General features: G+C 68.6%; 11 protein-coding genes. 5 read left to right on the plus strand and 6 right to left on the minus strand.

All coding sequences use genetic code 11. From position 1 onward, the window contains the following. Window positions 1-93: 93 nt before the first annotated feature. A complete protein-coding gene (locus ACZ60M_RS09475) occupies window positions 94-3,699 on the plus strand; it encodes an FG-GAP repeat domain-containing protein (RefSeq protein ID WP_465416409.1) in 3,606 nt (1,201 codons plus the stop codon). 56 nt (window positions 3,700-3,755) lie between these two features. Here ACZ60M_RS09475 and ACZ60M_RS09480 read toward each other — a convergent pair whose 3' ends face one another. From ACZ60M_RS09480 to ACZ60M_RS09500, 5 genes are all read right to left on the minus strand, one after another. After that, window positions 3,756-4,829 carry a LacI family DNA-binding transcriptional regulator gene (locus ACZ60M_RS09480; protein WP_465416411.1) on the minus strand — a complete coding sequence of 358 codons (1,074 nt, stop codon included), beginning with the start codon at window positions 4,827-4,829 and terminating at the stop codon, window positions 3,756-3,758. Window positions 4,830-4,861: 32 nt separating this feature from the next. Continuing rightward, a complete protein-coding gene (locus ACZ60M_RS09485) occupies window positions 4,862-6,286 on the minus strand; it encodes a GH1 family beta-glucosidase (protein ID WP_465416413.1) in 1,425 nt (474 codons plus the stop codon). Beyond that, complete coding sequence (locus ACZ60M_RS09490) at window positions 6,283-7,215, minus strand: carbohydrate ABC transporter permease (protein WP_465416415.1); 933 nt, start codon at window positions 7,213-7,215, stop codon at window positions 6,283-6,285. Before ACZ60M_RS09490 ends, ACZ60M_RS09485 begins: the two co-directional genes overlap by 4 nt. Continuing rightward, window positions 7,212-8,153, minus strand: coding sequence for a carbohydrate ABC transporter permease (locus ACZ60M_RS09495; RefSeq protein WP_465416417.1), 942 nt, complete (start codon window positions 8,151-8,153; stop codon window positions 7,212-7,214). The genes ACZ60M_RS09490 and ACZ60M_RS09495 overlap by 4 nt, the downstream gene beginning before the upstream one ends. A 254-nt stretch (window positions 8,154-8,407) precedes the next feature. Continuing rightward, window positions 8,408-9,751 carry an ABC transporter substrate-binding protein gene (locus ACZ60M_RS09500; RefSeq protein WP_465416419.1) on the minus strand — a complete coding sequence of 448 codons (1,344 nt, stop codon included), beginning with the start codon at window positions 9,749-9,751 and terminating at the stop codon, window positions 8,408-8,410. A gap of 518 nt (window positions 9,752-10,269) precedes the next feature. On the opposite strand from ACZ60M_RS09500, the gene ACZ60M_RS09505 reads away from it, so the two are divergent. Continuing rightward, window positions 10,270-12,882, plus strand: a complete 2,613-nt coding sequence (locus tag ACZ60M_RS09505) for a glycoside hydrolase family 48 protein (RefSeq protein WP_465416421.1) — start codon at window positions 10,270-10,272, stop codon at window positions 12,880-12,882. 298 nt (window positions 12,883-13,180) lie between these two features. Here the strand turns inward: ACZ60M_RS09505 and ACZ60M_RS09510 are convergent, their stop codons facing one another. Then, on the minus strand, window positions 13,181-13,672 hold the full coding sequence (locus ACZ60M_RS09510; protein WP_465416423.1) for a DUF1349 domain-containing protein: 492 nt from the start codon (window positions 13,670-13,672) through the stop codon (window positions 13,181-13,183). 505 nt (window positions 13,673-14,177) lie between these two features. Here ACZ60M_RS09510 and ACZ60M_RS09515 point away from each other — a divergent pair. From ACZ60M_RS09515 to grpE, 3 genes are all read left to right on the plus strand, one after another. Further along, window positions 14,178-14,609, plus strand: a complete 432-nt coding sequence (locus ACZ60M_RS09515) for a hypothetical protein (protein WP_465416425.1) — start codon at window positions 14,178-14,180, stop codon at window positions 14,607-14,609. Window positions 14,610-14,881: 272 nt separating this feature from the next. Continuing rightward, window positions 14,882-16,726, plus strand: a complete 1,845-nt coding sequence (dnaK, locus tag ACZ60M_RS09520; protein WP_465416427.1) for a molecular chaperone DnaK — start codon at window positions 14,882-14,884, stop codon at window positions 16,724-16,726. Beyond that, a complete protein-coding gene (gene grpE, locus ACZ60M_RS09525) occupies window positions 16,723-17,487 on the plus strand; it encodes a nucleotide exchange factor GrpE (RefSeq protein ID WP_465416429.1) in 765 nt (254 codons plus the stop codon). Before dnaK ends, grpE begins: the two co-directional genes overlap by 4 nt. Window positions 17,488-17,489 lie beyond the last annotated feature (2 nt).

Here is a 17,489-nt window from a genome sequence, read left to right on the forward strand (position 1 = left end):
CCATAACGCGACGAATCTTTCACAGAACGTGCGCCGTTTATGCCCCAATATGCCCTATCGCCCGATCCCCGTTAACACCCACAGGACACCTGAATGAACCGCAACCCCGCCCGGGGCCGCCTCCTCAAGCGGATCGCCGCCGCCACCACCGTGGTCTTCGGCGCCGCACTCATCGCGTACCCCGGCGCGGCCGGAGCGCAGGACGCCCCGGCGACCGGCACCGACTGCGCCGCCCTCGACGCGGACCCGATCGCAGGCGGGCTCGAAGCCGCCCTCGAAACCGCGGTCGCCTGCGGCGTCGAGGTCCGCATCGAGAGCCGCGCCACCCCATTCGCAACGGTGTACGCCACCCCCGAAGGGCAGCTTCACTACGTCGGGACCGCCGACCCCTCGCAGGCCAACGGCTCGCAAGGTCCCGTAGACGCGAACCTCGTCCCGTCAGGCGGCACCCTCGCCCCTGCCAACACCTCTTGGCCTATCGCCCTGAGCGGCAGCGACACCGCAGCGCCGCTCCTGCGGACCGAAGCCGCATTCGTGGACTGGAGCGGCGCCCAACCGGTTCCGGCCCACACCGGAGGCACCGCTGAGTACAGTGAGCTCGCGCCCGGTCTTGGCCTCACCGCCGAGTCCACCGCCACGGCCGTCGATCTCACGTTCACCATCGCAGACGCCGCGGCTTGGGACGCCTTCGACACAGGGCTGACGGTGACCCGCCGAGGAGCGACAAAACCGCAGATCGGGCAGGACACGATCCTCGCCTACGAGACCGACGATGACGGAAAACTGACCGGCTACGACCGCTCCTCGCCGTTCATGGTTCGCGACGCCACCGGCACCGACTTCCGAGCGGCCCTCGCGCTCGGCGAAGACGGCGCACTGACGGTGAGTCTTCCCGAAGGCGCGCTCGTCGCCGCCGCGTACCCGCTTACCCTCACGACCGCCTTCACCGATCTCGGGCCGGGCACGGTGAACTGGGGATCGGTCACCTCCGCCTACCCTGATCTCTCGCTCTACCGCGGCGAAGCCGGACTCGACCAGCCGTACTTCACGGCCGCTGGCCAGTCGGCCACCGCTGTGGCAGGCGACTACTGCGACACCCTCGCCGATCCTTCCTGCACGGGCACTGCCCAGGCAGCCTCCTACTGGTCGCTCTGGTCGCCGCTGCTCAGACAACTCACCCCGACTGACGCTTCCTGGCTCGCCTACACCGCGGAATCGGCGACTTTCCGCGTCAACGCGGCCGCCGGCGCCACATGCGTCGCGCCGGACCTGTACCGCGGATCGTCGACGTACAACCCGGGGCACTCCTGGAACAACCAGGTGCCCGTGAGCTCCGACGCGATTGCAGGGACCTGCCAGGACGGGACCGCCGTGTACGACGTGTCAGGCGCCGCCACGACATGGGACCAGTTCCTGACGCTCGCGATGCCCGACAGCGCCGAGACCGCCCGCTTCGACGGCGGTTCCGCCCGCCTCGATGCGTACTTCACTGTCACCAATGTTCGGTTGCCCGCGCACCACTGCAACACCAGCGCGACCGCCCCTGCTTTCACCCGCACCGCGAGCCTCTCCTACGGCGGCTTCACCGCTGGAGTCTGGCGCCCCGACCTGTTCAGCCACACCATCACTTGGGCGACCACGATCTTCAACCGCGACACGGGCGAGACCGTGGCCGCGACCGGTCCGACCGACCTCACCAGTACCCCCGTCCCATCGACGAACGTCTCCGGTCTGCCGGACGGACACTATGAGACACGCCTCGAATTCGTGTCCTCGATACCGGCTCTGAGCAGTTACAAGACCTGCCACACCGTCATTGATAGGACCACTCCCGACCTGCTCGACGTGTCGACCGTTTCCGGCACCAGCTACATCGGCAAAACGGCCACCGTCGAAGTCGCCGTGTCCGACGCGGGCTTCCCCGACGGCGTGAACGCGCTGACCGTCGTCGTCGAGCACTGGGAAGGCACGACGAACCTGTCAGAGACGATCACCGAAGGAAGCATCGCCACCTTCGAGATCCCGATGCAGGACCTGCAGACCCGGATCGATGTGAGAGTCCAGGACAAGGCCGGCAACATCACCTCCAGGGAGGCCCACTACATCGAGGCCACCCACTCCCGCAACGACTACGACGGCGACGGCCACCAGGACCTCATGGCGGTGCGCAAGACTGACGGGCACCTGATGTTCTACGCCGGCAACGGCAACGGCAGCTTCAAGACCGCGGTCTCCCTCGGCTACGGCTGGGGCCGGATGGACATCGTCATGGCCGGCGACCTCACCGGCGACGGCAAAGCCGATCTGCTCGCCCGTGACGCGAGGACCGGAGTCATGTACACCTACCCGGGCAACGGCACCGGGGGCCTCGGTGCCCGCATCTCGGTCGGCCCCGGCTGGAGCAGCATGATCTCCTTCGCCTCCGCGGGCGACTACAACGAGGACGGCAAGATCGACCTCATGGCGCTGCGCTCCTCAGACCGGAGGATCCTCTTCTACCCCGGCCGCGGCGACGGCACCTTCGGCGCCCGCTCGGCCCCCGCCTTCAACTGGATGCAGATGTGGGACACCCACGACGCCATCACCACGTTCGGCGACATCAACCGCGACGGCCACGACGACCTCCTCGGGCACAGTCCCGGAGACGGCGCGTACTCGGTGTACCTGGGCGACGGCAAGGGCGGATTCGACCTCGACGACAGCGCGCACCTCGGCTGGAACCTCGCGGACACCGATGTCAGCCTCCGCTTCGACCAGGTCGCCGGAACCGGCGACTTCGACAGCGACGGCTACTGGGACCTTTTGGCGCTCAACGGAAAGACCCGCAACCTCGAAGTCAGGTCGTTCAACCCTGTGAACACCGACCTCAACGCGCGGACCGTGGTCGGCGGCGGCTGGAACACGATGCGGCTGCCCGTCGTCATCGACGACTGGACCTACGACATCGACGGCAACGGCAGCTCCGAGGTCGTGGTCCGCAACCCCGCTACAAACACCGTCCGCACCTACTACATCGGCGACACCGGCAAGCTCGACGGCGCCTGGGAGAGCCCGATGAGCGGCTCCGGCTGGAACCTCCTGGAGACGGCCGGGGATCTCACCGGCGACGGCTACAGCGACCTCCTCGCCCGCCAGGCCTCTACTGGCGTCCTCTACGTGTATCCCGGCTACGGGAACTTCGGAGACCTGCCGCGAATCAAGGTCGGTACCGGCTGGAACGCCATGAGCGCCATCGCCTCCGGGCACGACTACAACAGCGACGACGAAGTCGACCTCTTCGCCAGGGAGAAGTCCACCGGGTACCTGTGGTTCTATCCCGGCCGGGGAGACGGGACCTTCGGCACCCGGCTCAAGGTCGGTTCCGGCTGGAACGCTATGCGGGACATCATCGCGCCCGGCGACCTCGACCATGACGGGCAGGCGGACCTCCTCGCGGTCCGCAGCTCCGACAACTGCCTCTACTTCTACGGCGGCCGCGGCAACGGCACGTTGAAGTCCGGGGTCAAGATGAGCTGCGGCTGGGCGCCCTACGACGCGCTGGCCGCGGTCGGCGACTACGACCACGACGGGCACGAGGACTGGATCGCGCGCCGCAAGACCGACGGAGCCCTGTTCCTGTACCGGGGCAACGGTGCGGGCGGCTACTCGTCCCGCCCGCAGATCGGTTCGTCAGGCTGGAACGCGATGTACATCGCCTGACAGGCAATGGGAAAGGGCCCGGCTTCGAACGAAGCCGGGCCCTTTCCGTATGGGTCTTAAGCGGATTCGCGGACCACGATTCTCGTTCCCAGGATGGTGACGAGGGGGCCGGCCTCTTCGCCGCGGATGCGGCCGCAGAGGAGGCGGGCCATTTCGCGGCCCATGGTCTCGGTGGGCTGGTGGACGGTGGTGAGGGGCGGTTCGGCGACTTCGGCGAGGGGGGAGTCGTCGAAGCCGACGAGGGCGAGGTCCTCGGGGACGCGGATGCCGCGTTCGCGGGCGACGCGGAGCGTCGCGATCGCGAGGGGGTCGGAGTGGGCGAAGACCGCGTCGAGGTCGCCTGCGGTGTCGAAGAGGTGGCGGGCGGCCTTGATGCCGCTGGCCTCGTCGAAGCCTTCGGCGACCGAGACGAGGGCCTCCTCGACGGGGAGGCGGTGGCCGCGGAGGCCGTCGCGGTACCCGTTGAGGCGGTCGACGCCGACGGCCATGTCCTGCGGCCCGGCGATGAGGCCGATCCGCTTGTGGCCCTTGCCCGCCAGGTACTCCACTGCTTGGCGCGCGCCGGAGCGGTTGTCGCAGTCGACGTACGCGACGGGCCGGAACCCGGCGGGCGTGCCGCAGAGGACGATCGGGATGCCGGCGTCCTCCAGGAGTTCGGGCAGCGGGTCGCCGGAGTGGCTGGAGACCATCATGACGCCGTCGACGTGCTGCCCGAGCAGGTACGACTCGAGGTCGGCCCGGCTGCCGTCGCGCGGGGCGAAGGTGAGCATGAGCCGCATGTTCTCCTCGGCGAGCTGCTCGGTGATACCGCGCAGCACGCCGGCGAAGAACGGCTCCGACCACAGCCACTCCTGCGACTCGGTCACCACCAGTGCCACGGTGTCCGTGCGCTGGGTGACGAGGGTCCTGGCCGCCTGGTTGGGGACGTACCCCAGTTCCTTGATCGCGGCCAGGACCGCCGCCCTGGTGTCCTCGGCGACTTTCGGGGAGCCGTTGATGACGCGCGAGACCGTGCCCCGGCCGACGCCCGCGTGGCGGGCGACGGTGTCGAGGGTCGGCCGACCGCCGGAGCGGCGGCGGCGTTCGCTCTTCAAGGGCTCGCCGGGCGCCTCAAGCTGGGTCTCGGTCATCGTGCATCACCTCGGGCAACGTTTGTGTGGATCTATTCTGCCTCACGGTTCGCACGGGCCCGCCGCACCAGGTCGCCGTACCAGCGCCCGGAGTCCTTGACCGTGCGCTCACCGGTCTCGAAGTCGACGTACACCAGTCCGAACCGTTTCGTGTAACCCCAGGCCCACTCGAAGTTGTCCGCGAGCGACCAGGCGAAATACCCGACGAGCGGGACGCCCGAGGCGACGGCGTCGGCGCACGCGGCCAGGTGGGCGCGCGCGTAGTCGAGCCGCTCGGGGTCGTGGATCTCGCCGTCCTCGATCTTGTCGGGGAACGCCGAGCCGTTCTCGGTGACGGCGAGGGCGACCTCGGGGTAGGTCGAGGCGAGGCGCCGCAGCGTCTCGGTGAGCCCGGCCGGGTCGATCTCCCAGCCCATGTCGGTGACGGGCAGCCCGGAGGAGACGAACCCGATGTGCTCGTTGGCCGGCCACGCCGATCCGGCGCCCGTGGGGGCGGCGGAGGCCGAGGTCGCGCCCCCGTTACCGGTAACTGTGAACCGGCTGTAGTAGTTCACCGAGAGCACGTCGACGGGCGCGTTGATGGTCTCCATGTCGCCGTCCTCGACGAACGCGAAGTCGCTGATCGCCTTGAAGTCCTCGACGATGTCCTCGGGGTAGGCTCCGCGCAGGGCCGCGTCGGTGAACCAGCGGTTCTGGACGCCGTCGACGCGGCGGGCCGCGTCGAGGTCGACGGGGGTCTCGGTGGCGGCGTGGATCGGGTAGAAGTTCAGCCCGACGCTGACGGTGGCCTCGGGGTCGGCGGCCTTGATGGCGCGCGCGGCGAGGCCGTGCCCGAGCATGAGGTGGTGCGCTGCGGCGATGGACGCGGCCGGCTCGCGCCGCCCGGGGGCGTGCTCGCCGGAGGCGTAGCCCAGGAACGCGGCGCACCAGGGCTCGTTGACGGTGATCCAGTGCTTGACGCGGTCGCCGAGCGCCGCGTGGGCGATCGAGGCGAACTCGCCGAAGCGCTCGGCGGTGGCCCGCACGGGCCACCCGCCGGCGTCTTCGAGGGCTTGCGGGAGGTCCCAGTGGTAGAGCGTGATCCAGGGGGTGATGCCCTCGGCGAGGAGGGCGTCGACGAGGTCGGAGTAGTAGGCGAGGCCCGCCTCGTTGACGCGGCTGTCGCCGTCGGGGCAGATCCGGGGCCACGACAGGGAGAACCGGTAGGCGTTGAGGCCGAGGGCCTTGATGGTGGCGACGTCCTCGGGGATGGAGCGGTAGGAGTCGATCGCGGTGTCGCCGTTGGAGCCGTCGACAACCCGGCCGGGTTCGTTGACGAACGCGTCCCAGATGGACGGCCCGCGGCCGTCCGCGCCGGTCGACCCCTCCACCTGGTAGGAGGAGGTGGCCGCGCCCCAGGTGAACCCTGCCGGGAACCGCGCCGCGAGCGCGGCTGCTTCGTTTTCGTTGGTTGTCACTTGCCAGAACCTTCCATGATGCCGTGCACGATCTGCCGTCCGAACACGACGAACAGGATCGCAATGGGAATGATCGAGATCAGGGTGCAGGTGAACACCATCGACATGTCCGCGGCGAACATGGCCGTCGACGCCTGCTGGATCGCGAGCTGGATCGTGGGGTTCTGCTCGCTCAGGACCATGAAGGGCCAGAGGAACTCGTTCCAGTTCAGCATGAACGTGAGGAGGCCGAGGACGACCATGGCCGGGCGCAGCGCCGGCATGACGATCCGCCACCAGATCCCGATCGTGCTGGCGCCGTCGATGCGGGCGGCCTCGATGATCTCGTCGGGGACGGCCTGCTCCACGTACTGGCGCATGAGGAAGATCCCGAAGCCGTTGATGAGGAACGGCAGGATCACGGCCTGGAGGGTGTCGAGCCATTCGAGCTCGACCATGATCATGTACAGCGGCACGATGCCCAGCTGCTGGAGCGGCACCATCATGGAGAACAGGACGGTGCCCATGAGGATCTTCGAGCCGCGGAACTTCAGCTTGGCGAACGCGAACCCGCCGAGGGTGGAGATGAGCACGACCGAGAGCGTGACGGTGCCGGTGATGATGAACGAGTTGCGCAGGCCCAGCAGCAGGTCGGCCTCGGGGTGGGCGAACGCGGCCTGGATGTGCTCGCCGAGGTTGCCGCCGGGCAGGAGCGCGGGCGGGAACCCGGCGGCGTCGGCGGTGCTGCGGGAGGCGATGACGACCATCCAGTACAGCGGGAAGACCGACAGGACCGAGACGCCGATGAGCCCGATGCGGGTCATCATGGTGGGGGCGAAGACACCCGCTGACTCGTTGTGGCCCTGGTGCTTCCGTTTGCGCGGCGGCTTGGCCGGGCTGGCCTTCGGGGACGCCGGGACGGTGCCGCGCGGCGCGGTGGCGGTGCTCATTTGTTCCCCTGGATGCGGTTGACGACGAGGAAGTTGACGGCGGCGACGATCCCGATGACGAGGAACAGCAGCCAGCCGGCCGCCGAGGAGATGCCGTAGTTGCCGTGGGTGCGCAGGATGTCGACCAGGACCATCGCGGTGGTCTGGAACTGGCCGGTGGTGCCGCCGCCGAGCGCGCCGGTGCCGGGGGCGAACATGAGGGGTTCGACGAAGAGGGTCATGCCGCCGACGGAGGAGACGAAGACGGTGAAGATGAGGATCGGCTTGAGCTGGGGGACGGTGATCTTCCAGAACTGCTGCCGGGGCGAGGCGCCGTCCACGGTGGCCGCCTCGTAGAGGCTCTTGGGGATGGTCTGCATGGCGGCCAGGAAGATCAGGGCGTTGTACCCCATCCAGCGCCAGTCGACCATGGAGGAGATGGCGAGCCAGGACTCCAGCCGCCCGCCCTGCCAGTTGACCGATTCGAGGCCGATGAGCTCGAGGGCGCCGTTCACCATGCCGTACTCGTTGCCCCAGATGCGGGCGAAGATGACGCCGACGGCGACCACGGAGGTGACGATGGGGGCGAGGATGAGCATGCGCCACAGGAGGGGCCGCTTGAGGCGCTTGTTCAGGGCGTTGGCGACCATCATGGCGCACACGATCTGCGGCACCGTGGCCATGACGAACATGCCGAGGGTGTTGACCACGGACCAGTTGAACCGGTCGTACTCGGTGAGCAGGAACGTGTAGTTGTCGAGCCCGACGAAGGTGCGCTCGGGGTTGCCGATCTTCCACTGGTGGAGGGACGCGTACAGCGTGTAGCCCATGGGGAAGACGCCGAAGACGGCGAAGAGGATGAAGTACGGCGACACCAGCGCGTACGGCATGGCCTTCACGTCGGCGCGGGTCAACCGCTCGCGCCAGGTCAGGCGCGGGGCGGTGTTCTGGGTGGTCATTGGGTGCCTTCCTGGCCGCGGGGCGGGACGGTGGGGGGAGCCGGCCCGCCGCGGGTTGGGGCGCGGCGGGCCGACACGGTGCCGCCTGGAGGGACCGGGTCCTGGGGGGTTCGCGCCGAACGGATGCTGGGAGGCGTTCGGCGCCGGTCCCTCGCTGGGCGGCACTGGATCCGGGGGAGCGCCCGGCGAGGGCGGGTCCGGACCTTCGGCCCGGCCCGGCGGAGGCAGGTTCCGCCGGGCCGGGCCGCCGGGGGCTACATGCCGGCGCCGGCCAGGGCGATCGCTTCTTCAGCGGCCGTCTTGATGGCGTCGCGGGCATCGGCGGCGGGGATGGAGCCGTCGACGATGCCGTTGATGGTGGTCTCGACCGCGCCCTTCACCGGCGGGTGGAAGTACGAGTACTCCAGGGCCGGGAACGACTGGATCGAGGCGGAGAGGATGGCGCCGACGGGAGCGTCGCTGAAGTAGGCGCTGGTCTTGTCGGCGACCCGCGGGTCCGCCTGCGCGGCGGGCGAGGACGGGAAGTTGCCGACGGCTTCGTAGACGAGGATCTGCTGCTCGGGCTGGGTCAGCCAGTCGGCGAGCGCGGCGGCCTCCTCGGGGTGCGGGCCCGCGGCGGGGACGGCCAGGAACGAGCCGCCCCAGTTGCCGGCCACGCCGGGCGCGGCGGCCATGTCCCACTTGCCGGCGTTGTCCGGGCCGGAGGTGGGCTCGATGATGGCCGAGGCCATCCAGCCCGGGCACGGCATGACGGCGAAGCCGCCGTCGGCCATGGCCGCGTTCCACTCCTCGCCCCAGGTCGGGAAGTTGCCGACGGCGCCCATCTCGTTGAGTTCGAGGACGAGGTCGAGCGACTGGGTCGCGGCGGCGGAGTCGAGGGTGAGGTTGCCGTCGTTGTCGACGTACATGGCGCCGTCGCCGAGGCCGGCGAACTGGCTCAGCAGCACGTTCTGCAGCTGGGTGCCGTTGTCGATGAAGGCGGTGCCGGTGTCGGCGTCGACGTACTGCTGGGCGAGGGCCTTGAAGCCGTCCCAGTCGGCCCACGCCGCGGCGACCGCTTCGCGGTCGGTCGGGAGTCCGGCGGCCTCGAACAGGTCGGAGCGGTAGCACATGGCCATGCCGCCGATGTCGGTGCCGAGGCCGACGAGCTTGTCGTCGGGGGTGTGGCCGAGGTTCCAGGTGTTCTCGGTGTAGTCCGCCGAGCGGGACTCGTAGGCGCTCAGGTCGTAGAAGAGGTCGCCGTTCTGGAAGAGCTGCGGCGTGGCCTGCTCGTCCATGGCGACGACGTCGCCGAAGCCGGAGCCGGCGTCGAGCGCGGTCTCCAGGGCGGGGCGGTACACGTCGTCGAAGCCCACGCCGTCGCCTTCGAAGACGACGTCGATGTTCGGGTTGGCGTCTTCGTAGATCTTCTCGAAGCCGGCCTGGACGTAGCCGAAGGTGTTGAACGTGGAGACGGTGAGCTGGATCTTGCCGTCGGCGTTGGTGCCGTCGTCGCCGCCGTCGCCGTCGCCGCCGCAGGCGGCGGTGCTGAGCGCGAGGGCCCCGGCCGCGGCAGCCGCGAGGGCCACCTTGCCGTGCCTGCGATTGAGGAGATGCATCTTTGCTGGTTCCTTCCGAGCGCCTCGGCGGCGCCTTGCGTTTCCAGAGGGGTTGAGGGACTCGTCTTGCCTTGGCGCCCTAGGCGGGGGAGGTGCGGGCCGCCGTGGGTGCACGGCGGCCCGCGACTGAAACCGCCGAGGCGATCGCCCTTGGGAGCGATACCAGAACGATACGGGAGCGTGTTCCACAACGCAAGCCCGGATGTGAGGGTCGTTACTCGGTTGTTACAGCTTCGCCCACGGCCAGGAAATCGAAGATCGCAGATCTATAACTGTGACTCTTGGGAGACGAGCCCGTGAACTGGCAAAATATTGGCAAAGCGGAGGTGTATGCCCCGGTCCAGGTAGAAATTTAGAGATGTCAATGTATTGACATTTGGGTCCGAAACTTGGCAGCATGACTTGGGAGCGCTTCCGCAAACCGGTCCGTTTCGTTCCACTCGTGCGGTTCGAAGGCGACCATCCCGGCATGAGCGCTCCCACGGAAAACGGACACACCACCCACAGGAGTAAGCCAAATGGATCTCGACAACCTGGCCCCGCCGCGGCGGACGAAGCGCCGATGGCGCCGCGCCGCCGCGGTGACGCTGCCGGTCGCCCTCGTGGGCACCCTCGCCGCGGTGGCCGCCCCCCAGGCCTTCGCCAACCCGACCTGCGGCGGCTTCGAATACAACGTCGTCTCGACCTGGGGCGGCGGCTTCCAGGCCAACGTGTCCCTGACCGGCGGCACCGCCGGGCTCAACGGCTGGGACCTCCAATGGCAGTTCCCCGCCGGGACCACGGTCTCCAGCGCGTGGAACGTCGACTGGAGCCAGAGCGGCACCACCTTCACCGGCAGCGACGTCGGCTGGAACGGCACCGTCGCCTCGGGTCAGGAGCGCGAGGTCTTCGGCTTCATCGGCTCCGGCTCGGCCACCGCCCCCACCGGCGTCACGGTCAACGGCGAGACCTGCGGCGCGGTCACCCCCGTCGAACCCGAGCTCGAGGTCTCGCGCACGAACGTCGTGCTCGACCCCGGCGGCACCGCCGGGATCGACGTCGGCTTCTCGGCCGCGACCACCGCCGCGGCCACCGTCACCACCGCGCGCACCGCGGGCTCCACGGCCATCTCGGTGGCCTCGGGCGGCACGCTCAACTTCACCGCGGGCGACACCACCGACAAGCCGGTCACGTTCGCCGCCACCGCGGCCGCGGCCCCCGGCGACTCGGCGACGTTCACCGTCTCGGCCCCCGGCTTCGACCCCATCCAGGTGGTCGTCACCATCGCCGACATCGGCGAGGTCACCGAGAACGAGGAACGCTTCCTCACCATGTACGACCAGCTCGCAGGCGCGGACTCCCCGTACCTGCACCAGACGGGCGTCCCCTACCACTCGGTGGAGGAGCTCATCGTCGAGGCGCCGGACTACGGCCACGAGACCACCTCCGAGGCCCTGAGCTACCAGATGTGGCTCGAAGCGGCCTACGGCCAGGTCACGGGCGACTGGTCCGGGTACAACCAGGCCTGGGAGACCGCCGAGACCTACGCGATCCCCGACCTCAACCCGACCAACTACAACCCCAGCTCCCCGGCCTCGTACGCGCCCGAATCGGACGACGTCACGGACTACCCGACGCAGCTGGACTTCAACGCCCCCGTGGGCGACGACCCGCTCGGTGCGGAACTGCGCAACACCTACGGCAACAACCAGGTGTACGGCATGCACTGGATTCTCGACGTCGACAACGCGTACGGCTTCGGCGAATGCGGCGACGGCACCACCGAGCCCGCCTACATGAACACGTTCCAGCGCGGCTCGCAGGAGTCGACGTGGGAGACCGTGGCGCACCCGTCGTGCGAGACCTTCGACTTCGGCGGTCCGAACGGCTACCTCGACCTGTTCGTGGGCGACTCGCAGTACTCCCAGCAGGAGCGGTACACCGACGCCCCCGACGCCGACGCGCGCGCCGTCCAGGTCGCGTGGATGGCCCAGAAGTGGGCCACCGAGCAGGGCGCCCAGAACCAGATCTCCGGGTCGCTGGACAACGCGTCCAAGATGGGCGACTACCTGCGGTACGCCTTCGCGGACAAGTACTTCAAGCAGATCGCGGGCGACTGCATCGGCATCAGCACCTGTCCCGACGGCTCGGGCAAGTCCTCGTTCCACTACCTGCTCTCCTGGTACTACTCCTGGGGCGCGGGCATGAACGGCGACTGGTCGTTCCGCATCGGCGGTTCCGGTGTCCACCAGGGCTACCAGAACCTGATGGCCGCGTACGCCCTCTCCGAGGGCGGCCTCCAGCCGAACTCGCCCACCGCGGCGAGCGACTGGGCCAAGAGCCTCGACGCCCAGCTGGACTTCCTGGAGTGGCTCCAGGTCCCGGCCGGGTCGCAGGGCGCCGGCGCCATCGCGGGCGGCGCGACCAACAACTGGGGCGGCAACTACGGCAACCCCACCACCACCGCCGAGCACAACGGCCTGTACTACGACGAGCAGCCCGTGTGGCACGACCCGCCGTCGAACCGCTGGTTCGGCTTCCAGGTCTGGGGCATGGACCGCGTCGCGCAGTACTGCTACGAGACCGGCGAGGCCCGCTCGTGCGCCATGCTCGACAAGTGGGTCGACTGGGCGCTCTCGGAGTCCGAGATCAGCGCGACCGACTACAGCCTGCCGGGCGACCTGGAGTGGAACGGCGAGCCGGGGGCGGGCCTGTCCGCCTCGGTGCTGACCATGTCCAAGGACCCGGGTGTGGCCGGCGCGTTCGCCAAGATCCTGTCGTACCACGCCGCGGCCAGCGGCGACACGGCCTCGCAGACGGCGGCCGCGAACCTGCTCGACGGGCTCTGGGCGGTCAACGACGGCATCGGCGTGACGCAGACCGAGGGCCGGGCGGACTACTGCCGCTTCGGCGACGAGGTCTACATCCCCGAGGGCTGGACGGGCACCATGCCCAACGGCGACGTCCTGGAGAACGGGGTCACGTTCATCGAGACCCGCTCGTTCATGCGGGACTTCGAGGGCTGGGACCAGGTCCAGGCGTACATCGACGGCGGCTGCACCGGCCCCGCGCCGGAGTTCGACTACCACCGGTACTGGCACCAGGTCGAGGTCGCGACGGCCTTCCAGACCTACGCCGCGCTCTTCGAATAGAACAATGAGCGGCCTCGGCTGCACAAATTTATGGCTCGCAAGCTTCGCCAAGGGGGCTTGCGAGCCGTAAATGAGCGGCGCCCGGTGACCAAACCGGGCGCCGCACCCCTCAATACGCAGTGAACGGCGCGATCGGTTGCACCAGCAGCCGGTCGCGCCGTCGTTCATGTCGTTATGCTTGCGCCCGTTGGGGTCTCAAGCTGAGCACACAGGTCGGGTCCGAGGGGATCGCCACCGGGCCCGACCTCTATGCTCAGCGCTCCCTGGCCCCCACCGCCAGTGCGCTGCAAGCAGACCGCTAGTCGACGTCGATGTCGAGGTCCTGCGCGGCGTCCCAGAAGCTCTCGGAGACGGGGCGCGCGCTGGCGATGCCGGCCATGACCGGGACGCCGCCGGGGAGGTAGGTGGAGGCGATGGTGGTGTAGTCGACGCCGTCGTCGGCGTGGGCGACGGTGACGGTGCCCCCGGCGCGGATGAGCCGAAGCCAGATCTCGTCGGCCTCGGTGTCCACAGGAGACAGCGACCAGTTGGTGTGCTCGCGCGTGGTGACCGTGGAGACGAGGTGCTGGCCCCCAAGGTATTCGGCGCCGGTCTTGATCCAGTTGGACTCGTCGACGCGGATGGTGATCGAGGCCTCGGCATGCTGGTGCCGGTGCTCGGGACGGAAACGCATGGCGATCTCGCCGTCGCCGTCGAGTTCGAGGCCGTAGATGTAGACGTGCTCGGTCAGCCGCTCTGATCCGGCGCTGCGGTTGAACGTGGTCTTGATCTCGAAGTAAGGGGTGATCAATCCACCGTCAACCGTCCATTGTACTTCTTCTGAAGGAGACTGCATAATCCCATGATGCCACACGTGATCGGGGCGTTTTCGGGCAAAACGGGCATGGTAACCCAAAGTTAATCCAGTCTTCGGGTCCGTCACAAGCCTGTAATGCCAGCTCAATCAGGATATGCGCCGCTACGTGCGGCTTCCGTTACGTTTCTTGGAGAGCGCGGTCCGAGCCCTCCGGCCGTCAACCGAAACGCCTGCCGCCCAATGAATCGCGTGCCGCGCGATTCCCGGGACGATGCGCCCCACGTTAACTCCCGCACCGCGAGAATGCAAACGCCGAAACGGAAGTGAATTTCGTGTTGCATGTGATCCGGAATGTCTCGCGAGTTCGCCTCTGTACGCATCTGCTTCAGGCGGACTAGAGTGCCGAGTGCTCATACCCGTGTCCTCGCGGCGGGCTCGACCGTTAATCCGGTAAGAGGCGTACGCAGTGCACGGAAGCGAAGGCGAATGAGGGGATAGCGTGAGCATGCAGCATTCAGCGAGGCAGGCGCCGCACGACGCCGACGCGCCGGAGACGGGCCGCGGCCTGCCGCGCCAGGAGCGCACCGCGCCGCCCCGCCGCTCGCGCCACACCGCCGAGGCCGCACCGGTCGACTCGGCCTCGATGGTGGTGCCGATCCCGGCCCGCTCGCGCCGCTCCCGCCGCGAGGGCCCCTCGAAGCTCTTCTCCCTCGAACAGCCCCCGCCTCTCGAAGCGCCCCTGGGGATCACCGAGATCACCGGCTGGTCGCTCGCGTCGGCGATGTGGCGCGACCACCTGCCCGAGCAGCTGCTGGGCATCGACTGCGCCTCGTGCAAGCAGGCATGGCCGTGCGACACGTGGAAGATCGCGGACGACCTGCTCACCGAGTGCTGCGAAGCCGCAGGCGAAGCCCCCGCCGGGGCGCGGTAGCGCGCATTTCAGCAGCGCGGCCCGCTCGCCCCACCAGCCGCAAAGTTGAGCCGACCCGACTCAACTTTCGTGCGGTTCATCACAATTCCTGAGATCGGCTTGACAGCCGATGCCTGTAGTTCGAACATTGAGTCTATCCGGCTCAACTTGGTTCGGGGTTCCCGCCCGGCCGCTTGAGACTGCGGCTTCGGCGAACGCTGGCGGAGCCGTAAATGTGCAGAGACTCGTCTCCGATCCCGGAGACATCTGTTCGACTACGTCAGGAGATCAACATGGCACGTGCGGTCGGTATCGACCTCGGCACGACGAACTCCGTGGTCAGCGTCCTCGAAGGCGGGGAGGCCACGGTCATCACCAACGCTGAGGGGGCGCGGACGACCCCGTCCATCGTCGCTTTCGCGAAGAACGGTGAAGTGCTGGTCGGCGAAGTGGCCAAGCGCCAGGCGGTCACGAACCCTGACCGCACCATCCGCTCCGTCAAGCGCTACATGGGCACCGACTGGACCGTCGACATCGACGGCAAGTCGTACACCGCGCAGGAGATCAGCGCGCGCATCCTCATGAAGCTCAAGCGCGACGCCGAGGCCTACCTGGGCGAGAACGTGACCGACGCGGTCGTCACCGTCCCGGCCTACTTCTCGGACGCGCAGCGCACCGCCACCAAGGAGGCGGGCGAGATCGCGGGGCTGAACGTCCTGCGCATCATCAACGAGCCCACCTCGGCGGCGCTCTCCTACGGCCTGGACAAGGGCGAGGAAGAGCAGACCATCCTCGTCTTCGACCTCGGCGGCGGCACCTTCGACGTGTCCCTGCTGGAGATCGCCGACGGCGTCATCCAGGTCAAGGCCACCTCGGGCGACAACCACCTCGGCGGCGACGACTGGGACGACCGGGTCATCCAGCACCTGGTCAAGACCTTCAACGGCCAGTACGGCGTGGACCTGTCCAAGGACAAGATGGCCATGCAGCGCCTCAAGGAGGCCGCCGAGAAGGCCAAGATCGAGCTGTCGTCCGCGATGAACACCTCGATCAACCTGCCGTACATCACCGCGGGCCCCGACGGGCCGCTGCACCTGGACGTCTCGCTCTCGCGCGCCGAGTTCGAGCAGATGACCTCCGACCTCCTCGACCGCTGCAAGAAGCCGTTCGAGCAGGCCGTGAAGGACGCCGGGATCAACGTCTCCGAGGTCGACCACGTCATCCTCGTCGGCGGTTCGACCCGCATGCCGGCCGTCTCCGACCTGGTCAAGCGCCTCATCGGCCGTGACGCGCACAAGGGCGTCAACCCCGACGAGGTCGTTGCGATCGGCGCGACCCTCCAGGCCGGCGTCCTCAAGGGCGAGGTCAAGGACGTGCTGCTCCTCGACGTCACGCCGCTGTCGCTCGGCATCGAGACCAAGGGCGGGATCTTCACCAAGCTCATCGAGCGCAACACCACGATCCCGACGAAGCGCTCGGAGGTCTTCACGACCGCCGACGACAACCAGCCGTCGGTGCTCATCCAGGTGTTCCAGGGCGAGCGCGAGATCGCGGCCTACAACAAGAAGCTCGGCACCTTCGAGCTCACCGGCCTGCCCCCGGCGCCGCGCGGCGTCCCGCAGATCGAGGTCACCTTCGACATCGACGCGAACGGCATCGTGAACGTCTCCGCGAAGGACTCCGCGACGGGCAAGGCCCAGTCGATGACCATCTCGGGCGGTTCGAGCCTGGCGCAGGACGACATCCAGCGGATGATGGCCGAGGCCCAGGAGCACGCCGAGGAGGACCGGCAGCGCAAGGAGGAGGCCGAGGCCCGCAACATGGGCGAGTCGCTGGTCTACCAGACCGAGAAGCTGCTGGCCGAGAACGGCGACAAGATCCCGGACGACCTCAAGGGCCGCATCAACGACGCCACCGGCACCCTCAAGGGCGCCCTGGGCGGCGCCGACATCGAGGCGATCAAGACCGCCACCGAGGAGCTGTCCAAGGTCAGCCAGGAGGCCGGGCAGGCCATGTACGCGGCCGCGCAGGCCGAACAGGGCACGCAGGCCCCGTCCGCGCCGACGGCTGACGCCTCCTCCGACTCCGAGACGATCGTCGACGCCGAGATCGTCGACGACGACAAGGACCAGAAGTGACGGACGAAGGCAACAAGGACGCCGACGACCGTCAGCCCGACGACGCCGAGAACGGCGAGGCCGAGCTGACCGTGGACGACATCCTCGCGGCCGCTTCGGACGACGGGCAGGCCGCCGACGACGCGGTGGCCGTCCTCCAGTCCACGGTCGAGGAGCGCACACGGGACCTCCAGCGGATCACCGCCGAGTTCCAGAACTACCGCAAGCGCGTCGAGCGGGACAAGGCCCGCTCCGGCGAGCTGGCCACGGCCGCGGTGCTGCAGAGCCTGCTGCCGGTGCTCGACGACATGGACCGGGCGCGGGACCACGGGGACCTCAACGGCCCCTTCGGTGCCGTGGCCGAGCAGCTGCACAGCGCGCTCGCCAAGCACGGCCTGGAGTCCTTCGGCACCAAGGGCGACGCGTTCGACCCGCAGGTCCATGAGGCCGTCGCGCACATGCAGATGCCGGGCGTCGACGGGCCTACCTGCATCGACGTGATGCGCTCGGGCTACCGCCTCGGCGACAAGCTCCTGCGCCCCGCCCTCGTGGCGGTCGCGGAGCCTCACGACGACGCTGAACCCGTTGCGGCCGAAGCCGAGCCGGAGCCGGAGCCCGAGGCCGTCGAGGCCGAAGCGCCGGAAGCGGACGAGGAAGCGGGCGAGGCAGCGGAGACCGCCGAGTCGGCGGAAGCCGCTGCGGCCGAGACCGAAGCGCCCGAGGGCGACGAGGCCGAAGCCAAGGCTAAGAAGAAGAAAGACAAGGGCGACAAGGACTCCTAGAG

It is taken from the genome of Glycomyces sp. NPDC050141, from assembly GCF_055586545.1.

Bases quoted from the DNA above. Each gene is read 5' to 3' on its own strand.
- ACZ60M_RS09500 (WP_465416419.1), bottom strand. From the start codon at position 9,751: ATGCATCTCCTCAATCGCAGGCACGGCAAGGTGGCCCTCGCGGCTGCC.
- dnaK (WP_465416427.1), top strand. From the start codon at position 14,882: ATGGCACGTGCGGTCGGTATCGACCTCGGCACGACGAACTCCGTGGTC.
- ACZ60M_RS09490 (WP_465416415.1), bottom strand. From the start codon at position 7,215: ATGAGCACCGCCACCGCGCCGCGCGGCACCGTCCCGGCGTCCCCGAAG.
- ACZ60M_RS09495 (WP_465416417.1), bottom strand. From the start codon at position 8,153: ATGACCACCCAGAACACCGCCCCGCGCCTGACCTGGCGCGAGCGGTTG.
- ACZ60M_RS09475 (WP_465416409.1), top strand. From the start codon at position 94: ATGAACCGCAACCCCGCCCGGGGCCGCCTCCTCAAGCGGATCGCCGCC.
- ACZ60M_RS09505 (WP_465416421.1), top strand. From the start codon at position 10,270: ATGGATCTCGACAACCTGGCCCCGCCGCGGCGGACGAAGCGCCGATGG.
- ACZ60M_RS09480 (WP_465416411.1), bottom strand. From the start codon at position 4,829: ATGACCGAGACCCAGCTTGAGGCGCCCGGCGAGCCCTTGAAGAGCGAA.